Annotated in this window: 24 protein-coding genes; 2 read left to right on the top strand and 22 right to left on the bottom strand. The window is 69.3% G+C overall.

Annotated features, from left to right (window positions below; all coding sequences use genetic code 11):
* Positions 1-123: 123 nt before the first annotated feature.
* The 14 genes from ACZ5VC_RS12395 to ACZ5VC_RS12330 form a co-directional block, all read right to left on the bottom strand.
* The gene (locus ACZ5VC_RS12395) at positions 124-1257 is read right to left on the bottom strand and encodes a hypothetical protein (RefSeq protein WP_469120005.1); all 1134 of its coding nucleotides are present in this window, start codon (positions 1255-1257) and stop codon (positions 124-126) included.
* A gap of 692 nt (positions 1258-1949) precedes the next feature.
* Positions 1950-2249: a DUF2267 domain-containing protein gene (locus ACZ5VC_RS12390; RefSeq protein WP_469120004.1), complete on the bottom strand. Its 300-nt coding sequence runs from the start codon at positions 2247-2249 to the stop codon at positions 1950-1952.
* A 35-nt stretch (positions 2250-2284) separates the two neighbouring features.
* Positions 2285-2677, bottom strand: a complete 393-nt coding sequence (locus ACZ5VC_RS12385; RefSeq protein ID WP_469120003.1) for a DUF2267 domain-containing protein — start codon at positions 2675-2677, stop codon at positions 2285-2287.
* Between the two features lie 31 nt (positions 2678-2708).
* Positions 2709-4631 carry an MFS transporter gene (locus tag ACZ5VC_RS12380; protein ID WP_469120002.1) on the bottom strand — a complete coding sequence of 641 codons (1923 nt, stop codon included), beginning with the start codon at positions 4629-4631 and terminating at the stop codon, positions 2709-2711.
* A gap of 471 nt (positions 4632-5102) precedes the next feature.
* On the bottom strand, positions 5103-5600 hold the full coding sequence (locus tag ACZ5VC_RS12375; RefSeq protein ID WP_469120001.1) for an Hsp20/alpha crystallin family protein: 498 nt from the start codon (positions 5598-5600) through the stop codon (positions 5103-5105).
* Positions 5601-5646: 46 nt separating this feature from the next.
* The gene (locus ACZ5VC_RS12370) at positions 5647-7428 is read right to left on the bottom strand and encodes an FAD-dependent oxidoreductase (RefSeq protein ID WP_469120000.1); all 1782 of its coding nucleotides are present in this window, start codon (positions 7426-7428) and stop codon (positions 5647-5649) included.
* A complete protein-coding gene (locus tag ACZ5VC_RS12365) occupies positions 7428-7688 on the bottom strand; it encodes a UBP-type zinc finger domain-containing protein (RefSeq protein ID WP_469119999.1) in 261 nt (86 codons plus the stop codon). Before ACZ5VC_RS12365 ends, ACZ5VC_RS12370 begins: the two co-directional genes overlap by 1 nt.
* A 6-nt stretch (positions 7689-7694) precedes the next feature.
* Entirely contained in the window at positions 7695-8153 is a 459-nt protein-coding gene (gene trxA / locus ACZ5VC_RS12360; RefSeq protein ID WP_469119998.1) for a thioredoxin, read from the bottom strand.
* Positions 8150-10789, bottom strand: a complete 2640-nt coding sequence (gene clpB, locus ACZ5VC_RS12355) for an ATP-dependent chaperone ClpB (RefSeq protein WP_469119997.1) — start codon at positions 10787-10789, stop codon at positions 8150-8152. The genes trxA and clpB overlap by 4 nt, the downstream gene beginning before the upstream one ends.
* Positions 10780-11187 carry a chaperone modulator CbpM gene (locus ACZ5VC_RS12350; RefSeq protein WP_469119996.1) on the bottom strand — a complete coding sequence of 136 codons (408 nt, stop codon included), beginning with the start codon at positions 11185-11187 and terminating at the stop codon, positions 10780-10782. The genes clpB and ACZ5VC_RS12350 overlap by 10 nt, the downstream gene beginning before the upstream one ends.
* Positions 11184-12137, bottom strand: a complete 954-nt coding sequence (locus ACZ5VC_RS12345; RefSeq protein WP_469119995.1) for a DnaJ C-terminal domain-containing protein — start codon at positions 12135-12137, stop codon at positions 11184-11186. The genes ACZ5VC_RS12350 and ACZ5VC_RS12345 overlap by 4 nt, the downstream gene beginning before the upstream one ends.
* 6 nt (positions 12138-12143) lie before the next feature.
* Positions 12144-12755 carry a nucleotide exchange factor GrpE gene (locus tag ACZ5VC_RS12340; RefSeq protein ID WP_469119994.1) on the bottom strand — a complete coding sequence of 204 codons (612 nt, stop codon included), beginning with the start codon at positions 12753-12755 and terminating at the stop codon, positions 12144-12146.
* Positions 12756-12763: 8 nt separating this feature from the next.
* Complete coding sequence (gene dnaK, locus ACZ5VC_RS12335) at positions 12764-14665, bottom strand: molecular chaperone DnaK (RefSeq protein WP_469119993.1); 1902 nt, start codon at positions 14663-14665, stop codon at positions 12764-12766.
* Between the two features lie 53 nt (positions 14666-14718).
* Positions 14719-15201, bottom strand: a complete 483-nt coding sequence (locus tag ACZ5VC_RS12330; protein ID WP_469119992.1) for a general stress protein — start codon at positions 15199-15201, stop codon at positions 14719-14721.
* Positions 15202-15409: 208 nt separating this feature from the next.
* Here ACZ5VC_RS12330 and ACZ5VC_RS12325 point away from each other — a divergent pair, with 208 nt between their 5' ends.
* Entirely contained in the window at positions 15410-17191 is a 1782-nt protein-coding gene (locus ACZ5VC_RS12325) for a PucR family transcriptional regulator (RefSeq protein WP_469119991.1), read from the top strand.
* 933 nt (positions 17192-18124) lie between these two features.
* On the opposite strand, the gene ACZ5VC_RS12320 is transcribed toward ACZ5VC_RS12325, so the two are convergent.
* The 3 genes from ACZ5VC_RS12320 to ACZ5VC_RS12310 form a co-directional block, all read right to left on the bottom strand.
* Positions 18125-19315, bottom strand: coding sequence for an acyl-CoA dehydrogenase family protein (locus ACZ5VC_RS12320; RefSeq protein ID WP_469119990.1), 1191 nt, complete (start codon positions 19313-19315; stop codon positions 18125-18127).
* A 99-nt stretch (positions 19316-19414) separates the two neighbouring features.
* Positions 19415-20257, bottom strand: a complete 843-nt coding sequence (locus ACZ5VC_RS12315) for an SGNH/GDSL hydrolase family protein (protein WP_469119989.1) — start codon at positions 20255-20257, stop codon at positions 19415-19417.
* The gene (locus ACZ5VC_RS12310) at positions 20244-20813 is read right to left on the bottom strand and encodes a PadR family transcriptional regulator (protein WP_469119988.1); all 570 of its coding nucleotides are present in this window, start codon (positions 20811-20813) and stop codon (positions 20244-20246) included. Before ACZ5VC_RS12310 ends, ACZ5VC_RS12315 begins: the two co-directional genes overlap by 14 nt.
* A gap of 112 nt (positions 20814-20925) precedes the next feature.
* On the opposite strand from ACZ5VC_RS12310, the gene ACZ5VC_RS12305 reads away from it, so the two are divergent.
* Complete coding sequence (locus ACZ5VC_RS12305) at positions 20926-21357, top strand: nuclear transport factor 2 family protein (RefSeq protein ID WP_469119987.1); 432 nt, start codon at positions 20926-20928, stop codon at positions 21355-21357.
* Between the two features lie 263 nt (positions 21358-21620).
* Here ACZ5VC_RS12305 and ACZ5VC_RS12300 read toward each other — a convergent pair whose 3' ends face one another.
* The 5 genes from ACZ5VC_RS12300 to ACZ5VC_RS12280 are packed head-to-tail and all read right to left on the bottom strand — an operon-like array spanning position 21621 to position 26272.
* Positions 21621-22331 (bottom strand): ABC transporter ATP-binding protein, encoded by a 711-nt coding sequence (locus ACZ5VC_RS12300; protein ID WP_469119986.1) that lies wholly within the window; start codon positions 22329-22331, stop codon positions 21621-21623.
* Positions 22324-23136, bottom strand: coding sequence for an ABC transporter ATP-binding protein (locus ACZ5VC_RS12295; RefSeq protein ID WP_469119985.1), 813 nt, complete (start codon positions 23134-23136; stop codon positions 22324-22326). Before ACZ5VC_RS12295 ends, ACZ5VC_RS12300 begins: the two co-directional genes overlap by 8 nt.
* Positions 23136-24173, bottom strand: a complete 1038-nt coding sequence (locus ACZ5VC_RS12290) for a branched-chain amino acid ABC transporter permease (protein WP_469119984.1) — start codon at positions 24171-24173, stop codon at positions 23136-23138. Before ACZ5VC_RS12290 ends, ACZ5VC_RS12295 begins: the two co-directional genes overlap by 1 nt.
* Positions 24173-25066 carry a branched-chain amino acid ABC transporter permease gene (locus ACZ5VC_RS12285; RefSeq protein WP_469119983.1) on the bottom strand — a complete coding sequence of 298 codons (894 nt, stop codon included), beginning with the start codon at positions 25064-25066 and terminating at the stop codon, positions 24173-24175. The genes ACZ5VC_RS12290 and ACZ5VC_RS12285 overlap by 1 nt, the downstream gene beginning before the upstream one ends.
* A 12-nt stretch (positions 25067-25078) precedes the next feature.
* A complete protein-coding gene (locus ACZ5VC_RS12280; protein WP_469119982.1) occupies positions 25079-26272 on the bottom strand; it encodes a branched-chain amino acid ABC transporter substrate-binding protein in 1194 nt (397 codons plus the stop codon).
* Between the last annotated feature and the right edge of the window lie 727 nt (positions 26273-26999).

Here is a 26999-nt window from a genome sequence, read left to right as displayed (position 1 = left end):
GGTTCAGCGGGCGTGGGCTGGCCCGAAGGACCGCCGCGTGTAGCCGAAACTCCCGGTAGGCCTGCTAGTCGGTGAGCGGCGATGCCACACGCGCGCCCGGGAGCCGTTTGCGCCGGTATCGGTTCACTTCGAGGGCTGGTCACCGTGGTCGTCCTGCAGCACGCTGCGACGTTCCTGTTCGCGCTTGGAGTAGGCGGCTGCCCGGATCGCCTCATCGCTCTCCAAGCCTGATCCCAGCGCGCCGCCCACGGTGGCGACCGAAGCGACGAACCAGGACAACGTCCAGTACTCCGTGGCATGCAGCGGGGTTCGTGTCATGGAAGCGAACACTCGGTCGTTGAGGATGAACAGAGCCCACACCAAGTTGATGACCATCAAACCCACGTAGCAGACGAGCACCCCGATACCTACGGTCACGACCGTCGAGGCGTTGTAGAGCCGCGCCCTCTGCCTCGCCTCCGGCGAGCCCTCTGCTGATCGATGCCATAGCTGCGCGTCTACGATCAGCCAGCCGATCATGATCGCGACAGATCCGACCATGGCGATCCCGAGGCGAGGCACGCCCAGGGCCTCAGCCAGGCTCCAGACGGTGGAGTTCACAGTGGCGACCGCTCCCGTGGCGAGTGCGGCCGCCAGGGCTTTCGACAAGCCCGGCACCAACCGCCACGGCCGGTTGGCGCGGACCATACCGACGAGCACCCTCAGGTAACCGCGCGGCCCGCTGACGACGTACCGAAGATCGGCGATCTCCTCCTCACCTACGTGGCCCGGATGGACAGGCGCGAGACGACCGATGAAGGGCCCCCGCAGCGGCTGACTTCCCGGAGATCCCTCAGCACCAGTGGCCTGCGGACCCATCAAGCCGAGCACAGCTTCTTCCACGGCCCGCCGGGCCCTCGTCTGCAGCCGCAAGCCCCCCAGCGAAGGAAGAGACAGCAGCGCCAAGCCGTGTTCGTGACTCAGATCCACAACGAGCTTGCGCCCGTGTAAGTGCAACGGAAGGTCGGTGAGGGCCACCACGATGTCCCAATTCTCCGCACTTCCACGGTCCACGATCCGGCGCATCAAGGTGGGCGGGTCCTCCGTTCCCGCGGTGAAGGGCTCACTGACCACCTTCACGTCGAACCGTCGCCCCGAGCCTGCCTTGTCGGCGAGCCGAGTTGGAAGTATCCGGGCCATGCGCTGCGCGATCTCCGTCGGCGCATCCGGATCCGCCAGGAGAGCCACGACCGTCACTCCCTGAGACGACACCCGCATCGCTGGACCCTTCTCGTCGGCTGCCCCCGCGATCGCAAGTGCCCACAGGATGCCTTCGAAGGGACGGCGGCGCCACCTCACACGCTGGCCTCCGCCAGCAGCTGCAGGCGGTACGGCAGATCTCCTCGTCCTCCCAGCACGTGGCCTGCTCTCACCACCAGGCCACGATCGCGTGCGCCACCGCGAACACCCGCTCCGGCCCGCCTTGTCCCGCACCGCACGCCGCGCCAACGACCATAGGCGTGATCGGAGCGCTGATCCCGGAGTCCGGCAAAGCCCTGCCACCCGGGAGGAGCCAGAACGCCTGCGAGGCACCGCACGCACCACGTCCTGCCCGCGGCCGCGAGCGGTTTGCGGCTGCTAGGCGTGATGGTCCCGTCAACCGGCCCTGGTTGCTGTTCACCGGCCGCTCCCGAGCGCTCCCTGGCGTGTTCGCCACCACGGTGGATGTTCGGCAACCACCCGCGACCTAGGTGTATTGCCCTGTGAGGTTGGGGACGGCCGGGACGCCCGCAGGCCTGCTCGGCGCGCTGGGATGCGCTCGTGATCTCCTCCGCCCGAATCACGGCAGGAGCGCGGCAAACGAGTTCGGCACCCGGGATTTGAGGTGCTGCCGTTCGCCGGCGCTCACATGGCGCTCCAGAGATTTTCAGTACGGTGCGCACCAGCTTCTCGCTGCCGCCCTCGACCGCCTACGGGAATTCGCTCCGGACCCGTGCGGAGAACTCCTCGTTGCTCATCTTCCCGGGCGTCTCGGCCGGTTTCCAGCCGTCGTAATAGACGCCCCTGACGATGGTCGGCAGCTGGGCGCCGAACTGTACGGCCGTCTCGACCGGGAGACGATCCCCGAGCGGGTGCAGCACGGCCCGAAGTGCCGCGTACGACTGCTTGCGCCGTTCTTTGGGCCATTCGAAGGCCTCCTCGACGTCCTTGAGGAGGCGATTGGCCTTGTCCACCATGGTGTCGAACGAGGAGGAACCTGTCTCAACCATTTTTCGTGGGCCTTGCGTTCTGAGCCCTCACGGGCTCAGTCCGCGAGGTCGGCCTTGCCGAAGAGGACCGCGTAACTGGAGGGGAGTTGACTGATGATCTGATTCAGCTCTCCGCCGGTGACAACGTCGGCAACGGTGGTCAGGACCGCGCTGGCGTCCCATTGCGCCGTACGCGGCCGGGCATGGGTGCGCTCGGCGACCCGGCGGTAGAACTCTTCGATCCCGAAGCTCCGCGCCTGCTGCGGCGTGGCATGGTCCAGAACTTGTCCCAGTGGGCCGGGCAGCTGGGATGCGAGGTCCTTGACCTCTCCCGGGCTGATCCGTTGGGCCAGCACTTCCAGCACGGCGTTGGTGACGTCCGCGGCTTCGTCCTGGTCGTTGTATTCGCCTCGCTCGCGTACACGGGCGAGGAATCCGTCGTACTTCATCGCTGCCTCCTTCTGCCCCGGTCACCGCTGGTCATGGGGGGTCGCCCGGTGCGCTGTCGGGCCGGCCGGGTCCGTCCGCCGGCGCGTAGCTGCCGTTCGCAAGGCTCTTGGCCCGGGACTCCCGCTCGGACTCACGCAGGGCACGGCGGAAGCGACCGGGGCCCCAGGAACGGCCGCCCACGGCCTGTTCGAGTCGGTCGCGGCTCGTCGGACCGGCCTCTTGGAGCGCGTGGGTGATCTGTTCGATCTCGTCGTCGAGGCGTTGTTCGGCCATGGCGGACGTACGGCTTGCCGTGCCCGCGGTGCCGGCCATGCCCGGCGAGTACAGGGTGCTGCCCGGTCCGGTGCCCGGGCGGTAGCGGCGGGCTCCGGCGCGCTCCCGCTCCCGGCGGCGGGCGGTGCGGTCGGCGATCCGCAGTTCCCGCTCGTGCGCGGCCTGCCGGACAGGCGAGGTGCGGAGGCGGTCTCGTGCGTCCTGTGGCGCGGGCTCGTTGCGGCGGGCTGCCTCAGTTTCCTCGGCGGTGAGCGGCCGGGCGATGTTCTCCAGGGACTGTTGTTCGGCCCGGACACCGAAGAAGACCTCTGCCAGCCCGCCCAGCGCCATGGCTGCCGCTCCGACGAGGAAGCCGATGGCCACCAGGTCGGCATCGCCACTGTGAATCAAGTGGCCGAACAGCAGCGGGCCGGTGATTCCGCCCACGGCCGTGCCGATCGCGAAGAACAGCGAGATGGACAGGGCTCGGGTCTCCATGGGGAAGACCTCGCTCACCGTCAGGTAGGCCGAGCTCGCTCCCGCGGACGCCACGAAGAAGGTCAGCGAGACCAACAGGAAGAACCACCATGTCGTCAGGGAGCCGTTGATCAGCAGGACGGCGAGGACGGCGGCCACGACCGCCGAGCCGAAGTAGGTGCCCGCGATCATCGGCTTTCTGCCAACGGTGTCGAACAGTCGGCCGAGAAGGAGTGGTCCGAGGAAGTTGGCGATCGCGAAGAGGACAAGGAAGTAGGGGATCGAGCCGGAGCCGATGTCGAAGAAGCCGTTCAGGATCGTGCCCAGGTCGAAGACGATCGCGTTGTACAGGAACGCCTGTCCGACGAAGAGCGCCAGACCGAGAACGGCGCGACGCGGATACCGCCGCAGAGCCGCGCCGGCGATCTCCGTGAACGGGATGACGTCGCGCTGCCGTACGGTGACCGCCTCGCCCGGTTCCGGCAGCTCGCTGCCGGTCTCTTGGCGCACCTCGGCCTCGATCCGGTCGACGATGCGTTCAGCCTCGGCTTCATGCCCGTGGATGAACAGCCAGCGCGGACTCTCCGGCACATGGCGGCGTACCAGCATGATGCCCAGGCCCAGGATGCCGCCCAGGCCGAAGGCCAGCCGCCAGCCGAGGTCGGCTGCCAGCAGACTCTCGTTGAGAAGCAGCACGGCGACCAGGCTGCCGAGCGCCGCACCGACCCAGTAGCTGCCGTTGATGGCCAGATCCACCTGCCCGCGGTTGCGGGCAGGAATCAGCTCGTCGATGGCCGAGTTGATCGCGGCATACTCTCCGCCTATGCCCATGCCCGTGACGAAGCGGGCGAGGTAGAGGTACCACGCATCGTGGGCGAACGCGGTCGCGACGGTGGCGAGGATGTAGATGCCGAGCGTGAGCATGAACAGCTTCTTGCGCCCGTAGCGGTCGGTGAGCCTCCCGAACAGGAGAGCGCCCGCGCATGCGCCTGCCACGTAGATGGCGGCGGCGGTGCCTATGTCGGCGCTGGTCAGGTTGATGCCGCTGCCCGGCTCGGTCATACGGGCGGCAACCGCCCCGACGATCGTCACTTCGAGTCCGTCCAGAATCCAGACGGTTCCCAGACCGATGACGATCCGCCAATGGAATCGGGACCACGGCAGCCGGTCAAGCCGGGCGGGGACCTTGGTCGTGACGACACCGATCTCGGCGGTGGTGGTCATGCCATGCCTCCTCGTTCAGGGCCATGGGCTGTTGCCTGGAGAGGGCCAGAACAGGCCGGAATGGGCCGGTCCGCCTAGGGTGGTCTTCTGTGCTGCGCTGCCACCTTCTGGGACACCGTTTTCGCTTTCTCCATGAGGGCGACACGATGCTCTGGCACTGCGCGCGTGGGTGCGGAGCGGAGGGAATCAAGCGATATCCGACGGCCCAGGACGCCGAGCGTTACGCCCGGGCATTCGACCGCGAGGACCAGGCGGACATGGGTCGGCGAGCACCGCTGGGTCTGCTCCCCCTTCGGCTGCTGCGCGCCTGGCGTCTGCGGCGCCGAAAGGAAGCCGGTGGGGAGCCGCGTGCCGAGCCGCCGCCGTGAGGGGTTGTGATACGGGACGTCGTTCATGAGTCACCCCGGGTGTTGAGCCTCGCCGGCCCGGCCGCGGTGCCGGATGGGTGTCCGGGACCGCGGCGTTCGCGTCTCAGCCGCTGCTCTCGGCGCCTTCACTCGTTTCACTGATCTCGATGTGCCGGGGTTTTGCGACCTCGGCCTTGGGGACGGTGATGGTGAGCACCCCGTCCGACATCTGAGCATTGATCTTTTCGGTGTCGACCTCTCCGGGCAGCCGCAGCCGGTACTCGAAGGCTCCGGTGCGGCGGGTGCTCCGGCGCAGGACGCCTTTGCGCTCCTTTTCCTTGATCTCTCCGGTGACCACCAGCTCCTGGCCATTGGCTTCGACGTTGATGTCCTTGCTCTTGACGCCGGGGAGTTCGATCTCGACGTGGAAGGCGTCGTCGGACTCCGTGACATCCGCCAGGGGTGTCCACGCGACTGCGGGCGCAGCGCCTCCCACCGTGGATTCGATCAGTCCGCTCATCTCGCTGAGCAGTTGGTCGAACTCCGTCAGCGGATTGCGTGCCCAGCCAAGGGGCCTGTCCTGCATCGCGCCACCGCGGTGGCGCCGGACGGGCGTGGTCATTCCATCGCCTCCTTCTCCTTCTTGTGATCTCGTCGCCCGCTGGGTGTCATGCGAGCCAAGCGGACTCCTTCGGACGGGTGTGCGGGGAGCTGTCGGTGCCGCCGGGCGCGGACGTGTGGCCCAGGTAGCGGTGCACGAAGTGGATGCTCATCGCGCCTTCGCCGACCGCGGAGGCCACGCGCTTCACCGAGCCGCTGCGGATGTCGCCGGCGGCGAAGACGCCAGGCAGGCTGGTCTCCAACGTCAGGCAGTCGCGGCCCTGGCTCTGCCACAGCTCGGGAACGGAGCACGCCTGCGCCTCCGCGCCGGTGAGCACGTAGCCGCGCGCGTCGAGGGCGAGCGCGCCGGACAGCCACTCGGTGTGGGGGTCTGCGCCGGTGAAGACGAACAGGGCCCGCACCGCGAGGTGGCGGTGCTCGCCCGTACGGTGGTCGACCACGGTGACCGCCTCCAGCACCTTGTCGCCGAGTGCCTCGGTCATCTCGGTGTGCAGCAGCACGCGCACCCGCGGGTGGCGCTCGACCTGATCGATCAGGTACCGGGACATGTGCGCCTCGAGGCTCGGCCCACGGACGAGCAGATACACCTGTGGTGCGTACCCGGCCAGGAAGAGCACGGCCTGACCCGCGGAGTTGCCGCCGCCGACCACCGCCACCGGGTCGGTACGGCACTGCTGGGCCTCATAGACGGTCGCCGAGTAGTGGACGCTCGCGCCCTCCAACAGTTCGATGCCGGGCACATGGAGGCGGCGGTAGCGGGCGCCGGTGGCCAGGACGACGGTACGGACGGTGATCTCGCTGCCGTCGGCGAACCCGACGGCGTAGTGACCGTCCCGCGGTTCGAGCCGGGCCGCCTCCGCCGGGAGGCTGATCCGGGCGCCGAACTTGCCCGCCTGGAGCACCCCGCGCTCGGTGAGTTCGGCGCCGGAGATGCCGGAGGGGAAGCCGAAGCAGTTGTCGATGCGGGAGGACGTCCCGGCCTGGCCGCCGGTGGCCATCGCCTCGACCACGGTCGTGCCGAGGCCCTCCGAGGCGGCGTTCACCGCGGCGGCGAGACCGGCCGGACCGGAACCGACGATCAGGAGATCGCCGCGGCCGTTGCCCGACGGCAGGGGCGGCAAGCCGATCAACCGGGCCAGTTCGGCGTTGCTCGGATTGCGCAGCAGGGTCCTGTCACGCCAGATCACCAGCGGCGTCTGCTCCGGACCGACCGCGAAGCGGCGCAGCAGCGCCTCGGCCTCCTCGTCCGTCTCCAGATCGATCCAGCGGTACGGCAGCCGGTTGCGGGCGGCGAACTCGCGCAGCCGCCGGGTATCGGGCGAATAGCGCGAGCCGATGATGCGGAAACCGGCGCCCTGCCCGACGAGCAGGGCACGGCGGCCCAGGCAGGCGCGCAGCACCACATCACCAAGGAGGGAGTCCCGGGTCACCAGGTCGCGCAGCTGATCCATAGACAGGGCGAGGATCTCGCCGGGGTCCCTGACCGCGGCGGTGTAGAAGGCCACCTGTCCGTTCAGGAGGCCGAGTTCGCCGATGAAGCGGCCAGGGCCGTGCACACGCAGCAGGCGTTCGCCGGGCGTTCCGAAGCCCTCGACGATGGCGACCGAACCGCTGAGGACGACGTAGAACGCCTCGCACCGCTCCCCCTCCCGGATCAGGACGTCACCGGCGTCAACCACGTGCCGCCGGCCATGCTGCGCCAGGCGGGCCATCTGGTCGTCCGACAGGCGGGGATAGGCGCCGTAGATGTCGGGGGTCTCGAAGGGGACGCTCTCATGCGCCTCGTCCGGCACCGGCGCTGCACCCGGCCGCGTCTCGTCGCCGGGCATCACACGAGCGCCTCGTGGGCGAAGCACCATCGCCAGTCCTCGCCGGGCTCCATTGACCCCACGATCGGGTGGCCGTCGGCGGCGGCGTGACGGCGGGCGTGTCGGTTCGGCGAGGAATCACAGCAGCCGACGTGGCCGCAAGTCAGGCAGAGCCTGAGGTGGACCCAGGGGGAATGCATGGCGAGGCATTCCTCGCATCCTGGAGCGCGCGGGGTGACGGGGCGTACGAGGGCGAGGTGGGGGTCGGTTCGTACGGTCATGGCCGATCATCCTTTCCCGGCCGGTTCGCGGCCGGCGATCGACTGCTCCACCCACCGCCGCAGGGCAGGGGCCGGTGCGGCACCCGCCTGCCGGGCGATGGTCCGTCCTTTGTCGAGGACCAGCAGCGTCGGTACGGCCTGGACCTCGAACCGTCGCGCCAGGCGCGGGTTCTTGTCGATGTCGACCTTGACCAGTTTGATCGTTCCCGCGAGATCGGCGGCGACCTTCTCCAGCGCGGGGCTCACCATGCGGCAGGGGCCGCACCAGGTGGCCCACAGGTCGACGACGAGGGGCACGGTGGCCTGCTCGACAACCTCGGTGAAGTCGTCGTCGCCCGCGTCGGCCGTCCACGACAGAGGCTGCTTGCAGTTGCCGCACCTGGGGCGGCCCTCGGCGGCCACGGCTACCCGGTTGGTGCGCCCGCAGTGCGAGCAGGTCACCGTCGTCGTCCGGGTGGTGTTCACGCCGCCCTCGCTTCCCGGGCCCCCTCATGCTGGTCGTAGGCGACCACCAGTTCCCCGTGCTCGGCGTCGACGCGGACCCTCGCACCGTCCTGGACGTCGCCGCGCAACAGGGCGCGCCCGACCAGTGTCTCGACCTCGTGGGAGATGTAACGCCGCAGCGGCCGCGCCCCGTACACCGGGTCGTATCCCTGGTGGGCGATCAGTTCCCGAGCGGCCTCGGTGAGTTCGACGGTGATGCGGCGTTCGGCGAGCCGCCGCCGCAGCTCGTCGAACTGCAGCTCCACGATCCGCTCGATCTGCCGCTCACCGAGCGGCTTGAACAGCACGATGTCGTCGACGCGGTTGAGGAACTCCGGGCGGAAGTGCCCGCGCAGCTCGCCCATCACCAGGGCGCGGGCGTCCGGCTTGATCTCACCCTCGGCGGTGGCGCCGTCGAGGAGGTGCTCGGAGCCGATGTTGGACGTCATGATGATCACGGTGTTGCGGAAGTCGACGGTGCGGCCCTGAGCATCGGTGATGCGACCGTCATCGAGGATCTGCAGCAGGGTGTTGAAGACATCGGTGTGCGCCTTCTCGATCTCGTCGAACAGCACGACCGAGTACGGCTTGCGGCGTACGGCCTCGGTGAGCTGGCCGCCTTCCTCGTAGCCGACGTATCCGGGCGGTGCGCCCATGAGCCGGCTGACGGTGTGGCGCTCCTGGTACTCGCTCATGTCGAGGCGGACCATGTTCTCCTCAGAGTCGAACAGGCTCCGGGCGAGGGTCTTGGCCAGCTCGGTCTTCCCGACGCCGGTGGGGCCGAGGAAGATGAACGAGCCGATGGGGCGGCGAGGGTCGCGGATGCCGGAGCGGGCGCGGATGATGGCGTCGGCGACGAGTTTGACGGCTTCGTCCTGGCCGATGACGCGCTCGCGCAGGATCTCGTCGAGGCGCAGCAGTTTCTCGCGTTCGCCCTCCTGGAGGCGGGCGACGGGGATGCCGGTCCAGGCGGCGACGATCTCGGAGATCTCCTCCTCGGTGACGACCTCGCGCAGCAGCCGGTTCTGTCCTTGTTTGGCGGCCAGTTGGTCCTCCTCTGCGGCGAGTCGGCGCTCCAGGTCCTGGAGGCGGCCGTAGCGGAGTTCGGCGGCGCGGTTGAGGTCGTAGGCGCGTTCGGCCTCCTCCGCTTCGTGGCGGACCTGCTCCAGTTCTTGGCGCAGTTCCTGCACGCGGCGGATCGCCTGCCGTTCGGCCTCCCACTGGGCGTGTTTGGCGTCGGCTTCGCCGCGCAGGTCGGCCAGTTCCCTGCGCAGCTCCTCCAGGCGGGCTTTGCTGGCGGGGTCGGTCTCCTTGGAGAGGGCCGCGTCCTCGATCTCCAGGCGGGTGACGCGGCGGGTGATCTCGTCGAGTTCGGCGGGCATCGAGTCGATCTCGGTACGCAGCCGGGCGCACGCCTCGTCGACGAGGTCGATGGCCTTGTCGGGCAGGAACCGGTCGGTGATGTAGCGGTGGCTGAGGGTGGCCGCGGAGACCAGCGCCGTGTCCTGGATCTTGACGCCGTGGAAGACCTCCAGGCGTTCGCGCAGGCCGCGCAGGATGGAGATGGTGTCCTCCACGCTCGGCTCGTCGACCAGGACCTGCTGGAAGCGGCGTTCGAGGGCGGCGTCCTTCTCGATGTGCTTGCGGTACTCGTCGAGGGTGGTGGCGCCGATCATGTGGAGTTCGCCGCGGGCGAGCATGGGCTTGAGCATGTTGCCCGCGTCCATGGCCCCTTCGGCGGCGCCCGCGCCGACGACGGTGTGCAGTTCGTCGACGAAGAGCAGGATGCGCCCCTGGGCGGCCGTCACCTCGGACAGCACGGCCTTGAGGCGTTCCTCGAACTCACCGCGGTACTTGGCGCCGGCGACCAGGGAGCCCATGTCGAGGGCGAACACGATCTTGTCGCGGAGTCCTTCGGGCACGTCGCCGCGGACGATGCGCTGGGCGAGGCCCTCGACGATGGCGGTCTTGCCGACGCCGGGGTCGCCGATGAGGACGGGGTTGTTCTTGGTCTTGCGGCTGAGGATCTGGGTGACGCGGCGGATTTCGGCGTCCCGGCCGATGACCGGGTCGAGCCTGCCGTCCCTGGCCTCGGTGACGAGATCGCGGCCGTATTTCTCCAGAGCCTCGTAGGCCACTTCGGGGTTGGCCGAGGTGACGCGCTGGTTGCCGCGGATCCGGGTGAGCGCGCTCAGGAACGAGTCCCTGGTGACGCCGGCCTGGTTGAGCAGGCGCCCGGCGGCGGTGGAAGAGCCCTCTTCAGCCAGGGCGAGCAGGAGGTGCTCCACGGACACGTACTCGTCCTTGAGGCGTTTTGCCTCCCGTTCGGCGACATCGAGCAGGCGGGCGAGGCGCTGAGTGACGAAGACCTGGCCGGGTGGCGCGCCGGGGCCGGTGACCTTCGGGCGGCGGGAGAGTTCCTCGCGCACGGCCGCACGCAGTTCCTTCGGCTCGGTGCCGGCCTGTTGCAGCAACCGCGGGATCAGACCGTCCTCCTGATCGAGAAGTGCGAGCAGCAGGTGTTCCCCGTCGACCTCGGTCTGGCCCATGCGGACGGCCGCGGTCTGGGCCTCCTGGAGGGCTTCCTGGGACTTCTGGGTGAGACGGTTCATGTCCATGGGGGTGTTTCACTCCTCGTGCCGCGGCCGCGCAGGGCGGCTTCGAGCAGGCTGATGCGGTCGAGCAGGTCGAGTACCAGGCCGATGGATGCGTAGTTGAGGCAGAGTCCGGAGCGCAGTCGCTGGATGCGGGCGAGGACCGCCGGGGCCGTGGGGTCGAACACCAGGTGCCCGGCGGCGTCGCGTTCGGCGTCGACCAGGCCGAGGGCGACGAACCGGCGGACCAGATCGGGGTGGAGACCCGAGCGACGTGCCACGGCGTCCAGGGTGAGCCTGGGGGCGGGCACGAGCGTGTACCGGACAGTCGTCGAGGCGGTGGCGTCGGGGCCCGTTCGTACCGGACGGTCGCCCATGCCGGCCCGGCCGATGCCTGCCGCGCCCGTGGGTCGGTCGTTCATCGCGTCCTCCTGGGGTCGAACGAGGAGGTGGCGGCGAGCTCCTCGAACAGTTCGCGCTCCCGGTTGCCGAAGGTAGGCGGCACCATGACGCGGAGTTCGGCGTACAGGTCGCCGTTCGCGCCGCGCGGGTTCGGCATGCCCTCGCCGCGCAGCCGCAGCCGCCGGCCGCTGGACGAGCCGGCGGGCACCGTGACCTTGGCCGTGCCACCGCCAGGGGTGGGCACCGGCACGGTCGCACCCAGGGCCGCCTCCCAGGGGGCGACCGGAAGCTGGACGTGCACGTCGCGGCCGTCCAGCCGGAACCGGGGGTGGGGCTGGATACGCACCCGCAGGTAGAGGTCGCCTCCGGGGGCGTCACCACTTCCCCGGCCGCCCTCGCCCGCCAGCCGGATGCGCTGCCCGTCGGTGACGCCCGGCGGCACGTCGACCTCGTACCGCCGCGGCTGCCCGGTGGGACCGGCGAGCGTGACGGTGCGACCGCCGCCCCTGTACGCCTCCTCGACGGTGAGCGGCAGTTCGGCCTCCTGGTCGGCTCCCGGTACACCGCCGCGGGCGGCGCCTGCTCCGAAGAGCGAGCCGAGCAGGTCCTCGATGTCGACACCGTCCGCTGCGAAGTCGTCGCCGAAGCCGGTGGCGTACCGGACACGGGGGCCGCCCGCGCCCGCGGTCCTCCGAGCGCGGAAGCCGCCGCCCGCTCCGGCCGCGACCCGTTCGTCGAAGTCCTCGGGGATCTTGCGGAAGTCCTCGCCGAAGCGGTCGTAACGGGCCCGTGTCTTCGGGTCCGACAGGACGCTGTACGCCTCGTTGAGGTCCTTGAAGCGTTCCTCCGCCCCCGGGTCCTTGTTGACGTCGGGGTGGTACTTCCGGGCGAGCTTGCGATATGCCTGCTGGATCTCGTCCTGGCTCGCGGTTCGCGACACGCCCAGCACCTCGTAGAAGTCCTGTGCCATCGCCGGTCACTCCCGCTTCGCGACAGTCACGGCGGCGGGTCTGAGCTGCCGTTCGCCGTCCCCGTAGCCCGGGCGCAGCACGTCGACGACGGTGCCCGGTGGGGCATCCGGGTCCTCGACGACGCCGACCACCTCGTGCCGGGCCGGGTCGAAGGCGGCGCCGGTCTCCGCGTGCCGCGGATAGCCGAGCAGTTCGAGGACGTTCACCGCCTGGTCGCGGACCGCCCGGACGCCCTCCACGATCGCGCCGGGGTCGGCCCCGGCATGGGTCAGGGCGAGTTCGAGGTTGTCCAGGACGGGCAGGAAGGCGGCGGCCGTACGGGAACGCTCGGCCGTACGCTCCCGCTCCAGTTCCCTGGCGTGGCGCTTGCGGAGGTTGTCGAGGTCGGCGAGGGCGCGCCGCCAGCGGTCCTCCAGTTCCTGGATCGCGGTCGTGTACTCGTCCTCGCCAGATGCGGGGCCGGCGGCGTCGGGTCCCGGTTCGTCGTTCGCCGCTTCCGGCTGGGGCGGCGGGCCCGGTTGCGGCAAATCGCCGCGAGGAGGGCGTAGGGCGCCTTCCGGGAGCGGTTGCACCGGATCCGACGCGGAACGGCCGGGTTCCTGGGGGTAGCTGGGCATGGCGCGCCTCAGTCCTTGTCGAACTCGGCGTCGATGACGTCGTCGTCATCGCCACCGCCACTCGTGGGACCACCACCGGTGGCGGCGTCCTGGCCGGGGCCGCCCGTGGCGGCGGCGCCCTGCTGGGCCGCCAGCCCGGCGAGGACCTGTTGGAGTTCGGAGGTCAGGGGCCGCACGCGCTCCATGCCCGCCTCTTCCTTGACCGCCGCCCGGGCGTCGGACACGAGCATCTCGGCGCGTGCCTTCTCGTGCGCGGGGGCTGCGTCGCCCAGTTCGGCGAGGCGCTTCTCGACCTGGTACGCGACGGCGTCGAGCTCGTTGCGGGCGTCGACGGCCTCGCGGAGTTCCCGGTCCTGGCCCTGGTTGCGCTCGGCCTCCTGGACCATGCGTTCGACCTCGCTGCGGTCCAGGTTGGAGCTCTCGCTGATGGTGATGCCCTGTTCCTTGCCGGTGTCCCGGTCGCGGGCCCTGACGTTGAGGATGCCGTTGGCGTCGATGTCGAAGGTGACCTCGATCTGCGGTTCGCCCCGCGGCGCCGGCCGGATGTCGGTGAGCTGGAACCGGCCCAGCACCCGGTTGTCGGCGGCCAGCTCGCGCTCGCCCTGGAGGACGACGATGTCGACGGCGGGCTGGTTGTCCTCGGCGGTGGAGAAGGTCTCGCTGCGGCGCACGGGGATGGTGGTGTTCCGCTCGATGATCTTCGTCATCACTCCGCCGCGTGTCTCGACGCCCAGCGACAGGGGCGTGACGTCGAGCAGCAGGACGTCCTTGACCTCGCCCTTGAGTACCCCGGCCTGGATCGCGGCGCCCAGGGCCACGACCTCATCGGGGTTGACGCTCATGTTGGGTTCCTTGCCGCCGGTCAGCCGGCGCACGAGGGCCTGGACGGCGGGAATGCGGGTGGAACCGCCGACGAGGATGACCTCGTCGATGTCGCTCTCGCCGACCTTGGCGTCGGCCATGGCCTGCTGGACCGGTCCCAGGCAGCGCTCCACCAGGTCGCCGGTGATCTGCTCGAACGTGGACCGCATGATCGAGTCGGTGAGGTGCTTGGGGCCCGAGGCGTCTGCGGTGATGAACGGCAGGCTGACCTGCGTCTGCGTCACCGAACTCAGCTCGGTCTTGGCCTTCTCCGCCGCCTCGAACAGTCGTTGCAGCGCCTGCGGGTCCTTGCGCAGGTCGATGCCGTTCTCCTTCTGGAAGTCGTCCGCGAGGTAATCCACCAGACGCCGGTCGAAGTCGTCGCCGCCCAGGTGGCTGTCGCCGGCGGTGGAGCGCACTTCCACCACGCCGTCGCCGACGTCGAGGATGCTCACGTCGAAGGTGCCGCCGCCCAGGTCGAAGACGAGGACGGTCTCGTGCTGCTTCTTGTCCATGCCGTACGCGAGGGCGGCCGCCGTCGGCTCGTTGATGATCCGCAGCACTTCCAGTCCCGCGATCCGTCCGGCGTCCTTGGTGGCGGTGCGCTGAGCGTCGTTGAAGTAGGCGGGCACCGTGATGACCGCCTCCGTGACCCGTTCCCCCAGCTGCTTGGAGGCGTCGTCGGCGAGTTTGCGCAACACCTGCGCGCTGATCTCCTCGGGCGCGTACAGCTTGTCGCGCACCTTGAAGCGGGCCGCCCCGCCGTCGCCCTCGACGACGTCGTACGCCACCGCCCTGGCCTCTTCGGAGATCTCGTCGAAGTGCCGGCCGATGAACCGCTTGGACGAGTAGATGGTGCCCTTGGGGTTGAGGATCGCCTGGCGCCGGGCCAGCTGGCCCACCAGGCGCTCGCCGGTGTCGGTGAAGGCCACCACGGACGGTGTCGTGCGGTTGCCCTCGCTGTTGGGCACGACGGACGGCTCGCCGCCCTCCCACACGGCGATCACCGAGTTGGTGGTGCCCAGGTCGATGCCCACTGCCTTGGCCATGAGGAACTCCTCCCGGTGCGGCGGCCCGCGCCGACTCTCCGGATCACGTTCGTTCAGGTACGGGTGGGACCACCGTCGGTGGTCTGCAGCCCTCCGATCAGCCGTACGGCCTCGTCGGCGACCGCTTCGTCCACGACGACCTCGTACCGGCTCGGCTGCATCGAGCGGAGCGAGGCGAAATCCCGGCGCCCGCCCTGCAGGGCGTGCAGCAGCACGCCGAACAGCGCACCGACGATCGCTCCGAAGATCAGCCCGTAAACGGCGAGGAGCAGGGCGGAGACGACGGGGTCGAGCCAGTTCACAAGGCCGAAGAGCCAGCCGATCAGGACACCGGGGAGCGCACCGCTCGCCGCTCCGTGAAGGGCAGCCCTGCCATAGTCCATCCGGCCGATCACCTGCTCGACGAGGCGCACGTCCTGGCCGATGATCGCCACCCTCTCCACGGGAAACCCATGGTCAGAGAGGTGGTCAACGGTGCGTTCGGCTTCCCAGTACTCCTTGTACGAGGCAACCGGCCTGCGATGCTGCTCGGTCATCGCCCTGCCCTTTCTGCCGGTGCGCACGGAGGTTGAACACACCCAGGGTGGCGAGCCGAGTGGCTCCACGCCTGCGCCTGGCGAGTCAGAAATGCATGGGTCCGGTCGCCCTACGAGTACGAGAGGAAGAATCTCGGATAACCGGCCCGAGAGCGGGTACCCGGAACAACGCTGTCCTCTATAGGCTTGGGGAGAACGGAGTGATCCCATGGCCGGCAGCCGGGCGCACAACCTGTACGGCCGCTGCTCTGACCGGGAGGGCAGCCTTCCGCGGGGCAGCGCCGGGCGGCACCCCACGGACGGGCGGAGAGAGCCCCGCCCACCCGCTCCCACACCAGCCGACCATGCCCTCCGCGAACTGATGGTGCTCTCCCGCGCCCTGTTCGACACCCCGGACGAAGGCGAGATCCTGCGCCTGGCCATGGACTACATAGCCGCCACAGGGCCATACAGCGCCGAGGCCGGATACCTCAAAGTGGACGGCGACCTGGCCCCCAGCCCGAGGAACGGGCAGATCCATGCCTCGGCTGTGGACCGGAGAGTGCGGGAGCTGGCCGGGCAAGACGGCCCTGTGACCGTACCCGGCAGGGCCTGGGGCCGGGCCCTGGGACTGCGCGGACTTGAGAGACTCCACGGCTACCTCGTGGTGACGTCCCCCTCCCGGCCCACCGAGGCCGAGCGCTCCCTGCTCGCCACGCTCGTCCAGCACACCGCTGCTGCTCTGTCAGTCGCCTTCGCACACCACCGCCAACGCGAGGACGCGCTGAAGCTGCACCGGCTCAGGGGGGAACGCACCGCCCTCCAACGACAGCTGATCTCCGCCGTGGCTGAGCTGGGGTACCAGCGGGCCGTTCACGCGCTCATGGCCGACGTCGTTGCCGCGGGCGGCGGCGAGGAGGCCGTCACCCGCGCACTGTACGGGCTCACTGGACTCCCCGCGCTGGTCGAGGACCGCTTCGGTCGGCTGAGGTCCTGGACCGGTCCTAGCCGCCCCGACCCCTATCCGGAACCGGACCCCGTGCGCCAGGACGAAATGCTGCACGTCGTCGCCCGGGAGGTCGGGCCGGTGCGGCTAAAGGACCGGCTGATCACCCTGGTCCGCCCGCACGGCGAGATCCTGGGCCTGCTGGCCCTGGTCGATGCCCGGGGCGAGGCCGACGAGCACACCGTGCTCGCGCTGGAACATGCCGCCGCCTCGCTCGCCCTGGAGCTGGCGCACCTTCGTAATGTGGCCGAATTGGAGCTGAGGCTGCGCCGCGAGCTGGTCGACGATCTCCTGGCGGGGACGGACGCGGCGAGCGCCTACGCCCGGTCCGAGGCGGTCGGACACGACCTGCACCGCAGCCACTACGTCGTCGTGGTGCAGTGGTCGATTCGGACTGCGGACGATTCCTTCGCGCAGACCGTGGCCCGGGCGGCCTCTGCCCTGGGCATGCGCTCGCTGTTGACCCGACGTTCCGGCCACGTGGTCCTGGTCGCCGAGGGCAGCCCCCACGACCACGCCTTGTACGAGACGCTCGCCCGGGAGACCGGAACACCGGACGGGACGATCGGGGTGAGCGCCCGCTGCGACACCCCGGACGGTATCCCCGGCCGCTACCAGGAAGCACTGCGTGCCCTGGAGGTACGCCGCCGGTCCCGAAGGCGTTACGGCACGACGTTCTTCGACGATCTGGGCCTCTACCGCATCCTGGGGCCTGGAAACGAACACCAGGAGCTGGAGGCGTTCGTTCGGGAATGGCTCGGACAGCTCGTCGACTACGACGGCCGGCACCGTACGGCGCTCGTGGAGACCCTTTCCCGGTACTTCGACTGCGGCGGCAACTACGCCGAGACCGCCGAATCCCTCGCGATCCACCGCAGCACGCTGCGCTACCGGCTCCAGCGCATCCGCGAGATCAGCGGCCATGACCTCACGAGCGTGGAGGACCGCCTCAACCTGCAGGTCGCGACCCGGGTATTGAAGATCATGCTGGGCGGACCCGGTTGAGGCGCCCACGCACCGCGGGGCCGGCTCCGCTGTCCCCATCACGGTGGGGAGCAGGCTGCGCTCCGCCGAAATGGCTCGTCAGGCATCACGCAGGCCGCCGGCAGCGGTTCGAAGGCGATGGCCTGCCGCACACACCGCAAGTGTCCTGCTCCGAGCGGTTCCTCCGCGCCGTGGAACTCGAACCTTGGACTGTGTCATGTCGTGAGGCGGAGGAGGCGCTTGTAGCAGTACAGGGCGGCGGCGAGGCCGAGAAAGACCAAGGTAATTGGGGGGATTGCGATCGCAGCGGGGGTTGAGCATGCGAAGCCGGTTCCGTCGGTCGCCATTGAGCCGGGCCGGGCGGATGCATCAGGAGAGCACGGGCGATCGCATGGCTGGCCGAGCTGTTCTGCCGCCCCATGTCGTGCGAGTCGTTCACCCAGATCTGTCGCCGGGGCAGCGTGCACGGTGAGAGCACTCACGGCTTCCCGCTGCGAAAGCGCGATCGGTGAGGCGGGGCCGAGCCCCAACTCCCTCCGCATCTGCACTGCCAGGCGGTTGGCTTCAGCCTTGAAGCCATGACGAGGCGAGGCGCCGCCGCGCGCCCTCTGCCTCTGGCACCCGCTCGACCCTGAAGAGCGGCGCTGGACCAGCCCTAAGGGCCTTCTGGACCTCATCGAGATGGCATGGCTCCAGATCGAGGCCACAACCGTCGCGGGCCCCTACGCGACCCTCGTGGCCACGGCAAGAGCGTCAGCCGGTGCGCAGATGAGCCTCGCCTGGCAGCAACCACCGACAGCGGCATGAACCTCGGAATCCCGTACCCCCGGGACCGATCGAACGCGGCCCGAGCCACATGTATCGAGGTGATGCGCCGGCACCTCTGAAAACACCCGTGATCTTGGTGCCGGCTATCCCTCTTTTGTACCAACGAAAAATCCTCGTCGCCCGGCGCTAGCGCCGCACGCGCGGCATGCCCAGGCCGATCCAGGAGATGATCTCGCGCTGGATCTCGTTGTTGCCGCCGCCGAAGGTGAAGATGACGGCGGAGCGGTAGCCCCGCTCCAGCTCGCCGTGGAGCACCGCTCCCGCCGAGCCCTCCTTCAGGGCGCCGGCGGATCCGACGACCTCCATGAGCCAGGCGTAGGCGTCGCGGCGTGCCTCGGAGCCGTAGACCTTGACGGCGGAGGCGTCCTGCGGGGTGAGGGTGGACTCCTGGACGGCGTTGACCATCTGCCAGTTGAGGAGCTTCATCGCGTCGAGCTTGGTGTGGGTCTGCGCGAGGCGCTTCCTGACCCATCCGAGGTCGATGACCCTGCGCCCGTCGGTGAGTTTGGTGTCGGCGGCCCAGCGCTGGACGTCGCGCAGGGCGCGGATGGCCATGGTGCCGTGGGCGGCGAGGGTGACGCGCTCGTGGTTGAGCTGGTTGGTGATGAGGCGCCAGCCCTTGTTCTCCTCGCCGACCCGACGGGAGGCCGGGACGCGGATGTTCTCGTAGTAGCTCGCCGTGGTGTCGTGCGAGGCGAGGGTGTTGATCAGGGTGCAGGAGTAGCCGGGGTCGCCGGTCGGGACGAGGAGCATGGTGATGCCCTTGTGGGGCGGGGCGTCCGGGTCGGTGCGGACGGCGAGCCACACCCAGTCGGCGGTGTCGCCGTTGGTGGTCCAGATCTTCTGTCCGTTCACCGTGTAATGGCCGGTGGTCTCGTCGCCCTCCCTGACCGCGCGGGTCTTCAGCGCCGCGAGGTCGGTGCCGGCGTCGGGCTCGCTGTAGCCGATGGCGAAGTCGATCTCGCCGGCGAGGATCCTGGGGAGGAAGTACGCCTTCTGCTCGTCGGTGCCGAACTGCATGATCGTGGGGCCGACGGTGTTGAGCGCCATGAGGGGCAACGGAACGCCCGCCTGGGCGGCCTCGTCGAAGAAGATGAACTGCTCCATGGGGCTGAGCCCGCGCCCGCCGTACTGCTCCGGCCAGCCGACGCCGAGCCAGCCGTCGGTTCCGAGGCGGCGGATGGTCTCGCGGTAGAAGCGCTTCTGGGCCGCGGGATCGGCATAGCGGGCGTAGACGTTGTCCGGGACGAGCTCGGCGAAGTAGGCGCGCAGTTCGGCGCGCAACTGCTGCTGTTCAGGCGTGTATTCGAGGTGCACGGCCCCTCCAGGCGTCTCGCGCTCGCTGGCCCGCGACTGCGGCCGCGCCAGAGTAGAACGTGTTCCAAGAATCTGGAAGAGGGCTTCTCCGCGGAAGAGTCACGGCCGGGGCGGGGCCTCGCCCGGGGATCCACCGTTGCCCTTCGCCGTGCCGAGCGCCGGAGCGGGGAGTACGGGGAGCAGGTCCGGGCGTTTGGCCGTGCGGCCGTCGCCGGACGAGCGGCCGCGCAGGCGTCGTCCGAGCCAGGGCCCGAGGAAGGAGGCGGCCCAGCGCAGTTCGCCGGGCGTTGCGCGCCATCCGGCGGCGGTTGCCGACGGCTCCGGCAGCGGGTGCGTCCAGGAGTCGTCGCTGCCGGGCAGCCCGAGGGCGTGGGCCAGGGCGGCTGCGATGCGGTCGTGCCCGAGCGGACTGGCGTGGAGCCGGTCCGGGCTCCACAGGCGGGGGTCGGTGACCACGGGGTGGCGGGAGGTCTCGGCGAGGACGACGTCATGCCGCCGCGCCGCCTGCCGGATCCGGTCGTTCAGTGCGACGACCCGTGAGCCGAGAGGCCGGGCCAGCGGGGTGATGCGAGTGACGTCCGGGAAGGTGAGGCTCACGACGACGGCTCCCTGGGCGGTGAGCGCCGCGAACATCGCCTCCAGGTGACCGGCGACCTCGTCCGCGTCGAAGCGGGGCCGCAGCAGGTCGTTGACCCCGGCGACGACGGTGGCCAGGTCCGGGTTCAGGGCGAGCGCGGGTGCGAGCTGTTCCTCGCGGACCTGTCCGGCGAGGCGGCCGCGCACGCCGAGGTTGGCGTACCGGATGCCGGGGTGATGCGGCGCGAGGCGTTCGGCGAGCCGGTCGGCGAACCCCCGCAGACCCACGGTGTCGTCGCCGTCGCCGAGCCCCTCGGTCTGGCTGTCGCCCAGGGCGACGAAGCGCGTGTACTCATCTCTGGGCACGGGCCGCCCGCCTTTCCGTCAGGATCGCGACGGCCCGCGCGCACCAGTCGCGGTTGCCCCGCTCGAACTCCAGACCGCGCAGACAGGTCAGATAGGGACCGATCCGGTCGCCGTGGCGCAGGAAGGCCTCCTCGTCCAGGTCCCCGCGCATCTTCCGCAGCAGCACCTCGAACAGCTCGACCTTCGCCGCGGCGAAGGAGGCCCGTTCCGTGAGCTGCGCGATCAGTGCCTCGGTGTCGACATGATCGGCGGCCTGGACCTTGACGAGCAGATCCTCACGAATGAAGGAGGGCTTGGTGGTCTCCGCGGCGAACCGTTCCAGCTCGGCAAGTCCGGCGTCGGTGACCTGGAACAGGCGCTTGTTGGGACGGGTGTCCTGAACCACCTCGCGGCCGGCGACGAGCCCTTCCTTCTCCAGCCTGGCCAGCTCGGCGTAGAGCTGCTGGGGCAGCGCGTGCCAGAAGTTCGCCACACCCATGTCGAAGGCCTTGGCCAGCTGATAGCCGCTCAACTCCTCGTCGAGCAGCGCCGCCAGTACGGCGTGCCGCAGCGCCATGGAACCGCCCCTTCCCCTTGCCGCTCCACTTACGGAGTTCCCCTGTTCATGAACCCGCGCCCATGATAGTCATGAAACTGACTACTCAGAAATATGACTATGAGGAGAATCCATGACCGCCGTGGACCGCTTCCGTGCCGCCGTGGACAGCCGCGACCTCGCCGCTCTCGGTGACCTGCTCACCGACGACATCCGGCTCTACAGCCCCGTGAAGTTCACGCCGTTCGAAGGAAAGCCCCTGGTGATGGGGCTCTTCGGAGTCCTCCTGCGGACCTTCGAGGACTTCCGGTACATCGGGGAGTTCGACGGCGACGCCCAGACGGGCGCCGACGGCACCGAGGCGCCGGCGGGCGTCCTGCTCTTCCGGGCCACCGTGAACGGCAAGCAGATACACGGCATCGACCTGCTGCACCTCGACCCCGACGATCGGATCAAGGAGATCACCGTGATGGTCCGCCCTCACTCCGCGGTACAGGCGCTGGGCGAGGCGGTCCTGACCGGCCTGGTCGCCGACGGCCTCGTCCCCGCGCCGGCCCCCCACTAGCACTGTCACCGCATGTGGGGGTCGTGGCCTCGGCGTCGGTAGTGGCAGCGGCCGGCTCGGGCTTTGCCGGGTCGCCGGAAACGTAACCCGCGCAGATGGTGACCCTCAAGCGGATGCGTGGGCGAGGAAGGTGCCGATCCGGCAGTTCTCCGTGCGGCCGGCGGCGCCGGTGTTCGTGCCGGCTGACGCGGATCAGCCGTCGGAGACGCTGCCGCGGATCACCACCTCGCGCGACCGTGGACCTGATCCGGACCGGGTCCCGGTCACGACGCCACGCCCAGATAGGCTTCGGCAACCCGTGGGTCCCGCGCCAGGTCGGCCGCCCCGCCCTCCAGTACGGTCCTGCCGTTCTCGATCACATATCCCCGGTGAGCGATTCTCAGCGCAGCGGCGGCGTTCTGTTCGACGAGGAGCACAGCCGTGCCGCTGAGATTGATGTCGCTGATCACCTGCATCACCGCGGCGACCATGAGGGGCGCCAAGCCCATGGAGGGCTCGTCCAGCATCAGCAGGCGAGGGCGGGCGACCAGGGAGCGGCCTATGGCGAGCATCTGCTGCTCGCCGCCGGACAGCGTCCCGCCCTGCTGGTCGCGACGCTCGGCCAGCCGGGGCAGCAGCTCGTAGACCTCGTCCACCCTGCGTGCGAGATCGGCGCGGTTGCGCACCAGATACCCGCCGATCAGCAGGTTCTCGTGCACGGTCAGGGTGCTGAAGATGCGCCGTCCCTCCGGAACGTGCACCACTCCCCGGTCGACGATCGCAGGGGGAGCCGTCCTGGTGATGTCCTCACCGGCGTGCACGATGCGGCCGGCGGCGGGCCTCACCAGTGCGGACACGGCCGACAGGGTGGTGGTCTTTCCTGCGCCGTTGTTGCCGAGCAGGGCGACGATCTCTCCTTCGCCCACCGTCAGGTCGAGGCCTCGCAGTGCACGCACTCCCCCGTACTTGACGTGGAGGCCGTGGATCTCAAGCATGGTCCGCCCCTTTCTCTGAGAGTCCGGTGCGAGCGTCCCGGACTTCGTCGTCGGTGTCCCGGCCGAGATAGGCCTCGATGACCGCGGGGTTGTGCCGTACGTCGGCCGGAGCGCCGTCCGCGATCTCCCGGCCGAAGTTCAGTACGACGATCCGCTCGGACACCTCCATGACCAGGCCCATGTCGTGTTCGATGAGCGCGATCGCTGTGCCCAGTTGCTGTATCCGGCGGATCAGGTCGCGGAGTTCGTCCTTCTCTCCGTGGTTGAGCCCGGCGGCCGGCTCGTCGAGCAGCAACAGCTTCGGCCGCCGGGCCAGCGCCCGGGCGATCTCCACCCGTCGCTGTTCGCCGTAAGGCAGGTGGCGTACGAGGCCCGTCCGGTCACCGCGGAGCTCGACGAAGTCCAGCCACTTGTGGGCCTCGTCGGTGCTCTCGCCCTCGCTCCTCCGGTAGCGAGGCGTGTGCAGCAGCGCGTCGAGGAAGCTCTGCTTCGACCACAGGTGGGTGCCGGCCCGCACGTTGTCCAGCACGGACAACTCGCCGAACAGCCGCAGGTTCTGGAACGTCCGGGCCAGCCCGCGAGCGGCTATCGCCGAGGGACGCAGACCGGTCACCTCCTGACCCGCGAGCCGGACGGTGCCCCCACTGGGCCGGTAGAACCCGCTGACGCAGTTGAACGCCGATGTCTTTCCGGCTCCGTTGGGGCCGATGACGGAGACGATCTCGCCCTCGCCGACCGAGAAGCTGAGGCCGTCGACGGCGCGGACCCCGCCGAAGGCCAGTTGGAGTGCCTGTACTTCGAGCATCACCCTTCCTCCTTCGCCGCGGCGTCGCGGAGACCAGCCGTACTCGCCGGCGCCGGCGTTGCCGGTTCACGTGAGCGGTGCGGCCACAGGCCCTGTGGGCGGATCAGCATCACGGCGATGAGCAGCACTCCGAACACGAAGAAGCGGTAGTCGGCCAAGTCCCGCAGCAGCTCCGGCAGCAGGCTGATGAAGACGGCACCGATGACGACGCCGCGGGTCGAGCCCATGCCGCCCAGAACGACCGCCATCAGGACGAGGGCTGACTGGAGGAAGCTGAAGCTTGCAGGGGAGACCGCCGACAGCTGGGCAGCGAACAACACTCCCGAGAGTCCACCCCACACCGCGCCAGCGATGTAGGCGGCCAGCTTGGCCCGGTAGGTGTTGATCCCACTCGCCTCGGCCGCGTCCTCGTCCTCACGAATGAACCGCCACGCGCGGCCGATGCGGGAGCGGCCGAGCCGCGCGGCGAACAGTACCGCGGCGGAAACGATCACTACGGTGGCGTAGTAGAAGGCGACCGGCCCTGAGAGGCTGTCGCCGAAGAGGCCCGGGATGCCGTAGATGCCCGAAGGACCGCCGGTGACGTGCAGGTTGTTGGCGACGATCCGGATGATCTCGCCGAAGCCGAGGGTCACGATGGCCAGGTAGTCGCTGCGCAACCGCAGGGTCGGGCCTCCGATCACCACCCCTGCCAGCACGGTCACCACGATGACGACCGGCACGGTGGCCACGAGCGGGGTTCCCAGCTGTGTGGCGAGGATGCCGCTCGTGTACGCGCCCACGGCGAGGAAGGCCGCGAAGCCGAGGTCGAGCAGCCCGCAGTAGCCGACGACTATGTTCAGACCGACGGCGAGCATCACGAAGACGGCGGCGCTGGTCATCACGTTGAGCGCGTAGGGCGTGGCGGTGGCGAACGGAGCGAGGACGGCGATCGCCAGCCCGCCCCAGCCGGCCCTTCTGCTCTCCAGCAGTCGGGTGACGAACGAGGGGCCCCTGCCCCGGACGGGCTTGACCGGTGGGTCCTGAACGACTGCCATCACACTCGCTCCGTCACACGATCGCCGAGCAGGCCGGTCGGCCGCACGGTCAGGAAGAGGATGAGGAATCCGAAGGCGAACACGTCCCGCCATTGGCCGCCGAACCAGTCGGTGCTGAAGGACTCCAGGAGACCGAGGGCCAAGGCGCCCAGCATGGTGCCCTTCATGTTGCCGATTCCGCCGATCACGGCGGCGGTGAATGCCTTGAGCCCGATGATGAAGCCCATCAGAAAGTCGATCTTCCCGTAGTAGGCGCCGGACATGACACCCGCGGCGCCTGCCAGGGCCGACCCGATGAAGAAGGTGCGGGAGATGACCGCGTCGACGTCCACCCCCATCATCAGGCACGCTTTGGGATCGAGTGCGATGGCGCGCATCGCCCGGCCCTGCCGGCTGTGCATGACCAAGGCGTTGAGGGCGACCATCAGCCCGGCGGCGACGGTCATGAAGACGATCTGCTGCACGGTGACCTCGGCGCCGAGCAGTGACACCCTCGTGCCCTCCAGGCGCACCGGATAGACCTGCGGGTTGGGGCCGGCGACGATGCGGACGCCGTACTCCAGCGCGAAGGACGCGCCGACCGCGGTGATCAGGAGGGAAAGTCGTGGCGCTCCGCGAAGCGGCCGGTACGCCACCCGCTCCAGCATGACGCCGCTGAGGCCCGTCGTCAGCATCGCCAGGGCGAGCACGACCAACAGGGTGATGAGCGAGCCGCCCGGGACGGCTGCGGCCAGTGCGCCGACCATCGCGTACCCGGTGAACGCTCCGAGCATGTAGAGGTCGCCATGGGCGAAGTTGAGCAGCTTGATGATCCCGTACACCATGCTGTAGCCGAGGGCGACCAGTGCGTAGAACGAGCCGACGAACAGTCCGTTCCAGATGAGCTGTGCCATGAGAGCTCCGGGCTACTTGAGCGAGTCCCGCAGGACGAAATCGCCGTCCTTGACGGAGAGGATCACGAAGCCACCGTTGCTCAGGGTGTGTTCGGGGGTGAACTTCAGGGGGCCCGAGAAGATGTCGAAGCCGTTCAGGCCTTCGAGCGCCGTAGTGATCTTGTCCCCGTCGGTGCTGCCGGCCTTCTTGACGGCCTCGGCGGCGACTCGCACGGCGTCGTAGGACTGGGTGGAGTACGGGCCCGGCGCGGAGCCGAACTTCTTCTTGTAGGAGGCGATCCAGCCTTCGGCGCCCGGGGTGGTCTGCGGTGTCTGTGTCATGGTGGCGTAGACGCCCTGGCTGTCGGCGGCACCCGCGATCTTGACGAGCTTGGGGTCGACCGATCCGTCCGCGACGAGGAACTTCCCCTTGTAGCCGGCCTGGCGGAACTGACGGATGAGCAGACCGCCCTCTTGGTAGTAGCCGGTCCAGTAGATGTAGTCGGGGTTCGACTTCAGCACGCTGGTGACGTTCGGGCTGTAGTCGCTCTCGCCGGGGTTGACCGTCTGCTCGGTGGCCTTTGCCGGTGCGCCCGCCGTGCCCAGGCGGGCGGCCGTGAGGTCGGCGATGTCCTTGGAGTAGCTGGTGTTGTCGTCGATGACGGCGACCCTCTTGGCCCCGTCCTTGGTCAGCCAGTCGACGGCGGCGGCGGCCTGCTGGCTGCCGGTCCCGTTGATGAGGAAGACGTGCTTCAGGCGCTGGGCGACGAGCTCGTTGGAGTTGGCCGCCGGGATGATCATGGGGATCTTCCGCTTGTCGAAGATCGGCAGCGCGGGCAGCGTCGCTCCGGAACAGTAGCCGCCGACCGAGACCGTCGCTCCGGCCGCGACGAGCTTGTTGGCTGCCGCAACCGCTGTCTTGGGATCGCAGGCGTCGTCCTCCACCTGCAGACGCAGCTTCCGGCCGAGCACGCCGCCCGCGGCGTTGATCTCGTCGACGGCGAGCTGCGCGCCGTTCTTCATATAGGGACCGATGTCCGCGCTGTTCCCCGACAGGGGGACGTGCATGCCCAGGACGAGTGGGCCTTCGTGTCCGCCTGTCGCTCCACCTCCGAGCAGTCCGTTGCAGGCGGTGGTGGACAGGGCGACCGTCGTGAGGACCACGGCCAGTGCCGGGAGGCGGGATCTACGGAAAGCGGAGGACCGAGCGGTGACGTGTCTGTTCACGGTTGCTCCTGTGGGAGTCATTGCCGGGGAGAGGCGGCGCCGGGGATGCGGGGGCAGGCCGGCCGAAAGCCAGGCGGCGAGCACTTGTCTCATGTGATGTGTGATATTGCACTGTGCTGTACCCGGTTGGTCAATAGGCGAGATGCGAACGTGATCCGTCGCGCCGAGCGCAGCCCTGGGTGGCCGGCGTACCGACCACGGCGCCGACTGCGCCCGCGAAGCCCCACCCGGCCGGCGGGATGCCCGCCCACCCCACGCTTTGCCCTCTCCCCCGTACCTACGCTTCGACCCCTCGGACAGGGGATCCTCCGCATTGATTCCCGGTGATCACAGGTGTGAGCTGGGTGCGGGGCCCGACGACGTCATGGGCGCGGCTCCCCGCCGCCGTCGCCGTCGCCGTCACACTCCTGCCATGAAGCGGAGTTGACGACGGCGGCGGCTCGCCCATGCCCGGGTCCATCGGCCACCGATCCGAGTGGCGATTGGCACCGGCTGACTGCTCGCCACATGAAAGACCCCGGCGGTGGCTTCACAGACCGGCCACCGCATGGGCCCGTCCGCAGCGGCACGGCGCCGGCCTACGGCAGTTCAGGTGTCTGCGTGTCTGCGAAAAGGCCGCCAAGCGGGCCTGGGACCACGTGCTTTGGGAGCGCCGACCACACGGACCCTCGTATCGGCCCATGGAAATCCCGGAGGTGTATTGCCGTGACCTGGGCCCGGTAGTACG

The organism is Streptomyces sp. NPDC033174 (assembly GCF_055577795.1).
This window is presented reverse-complemented; position numbering and strand designations above follow the sequence as displayed.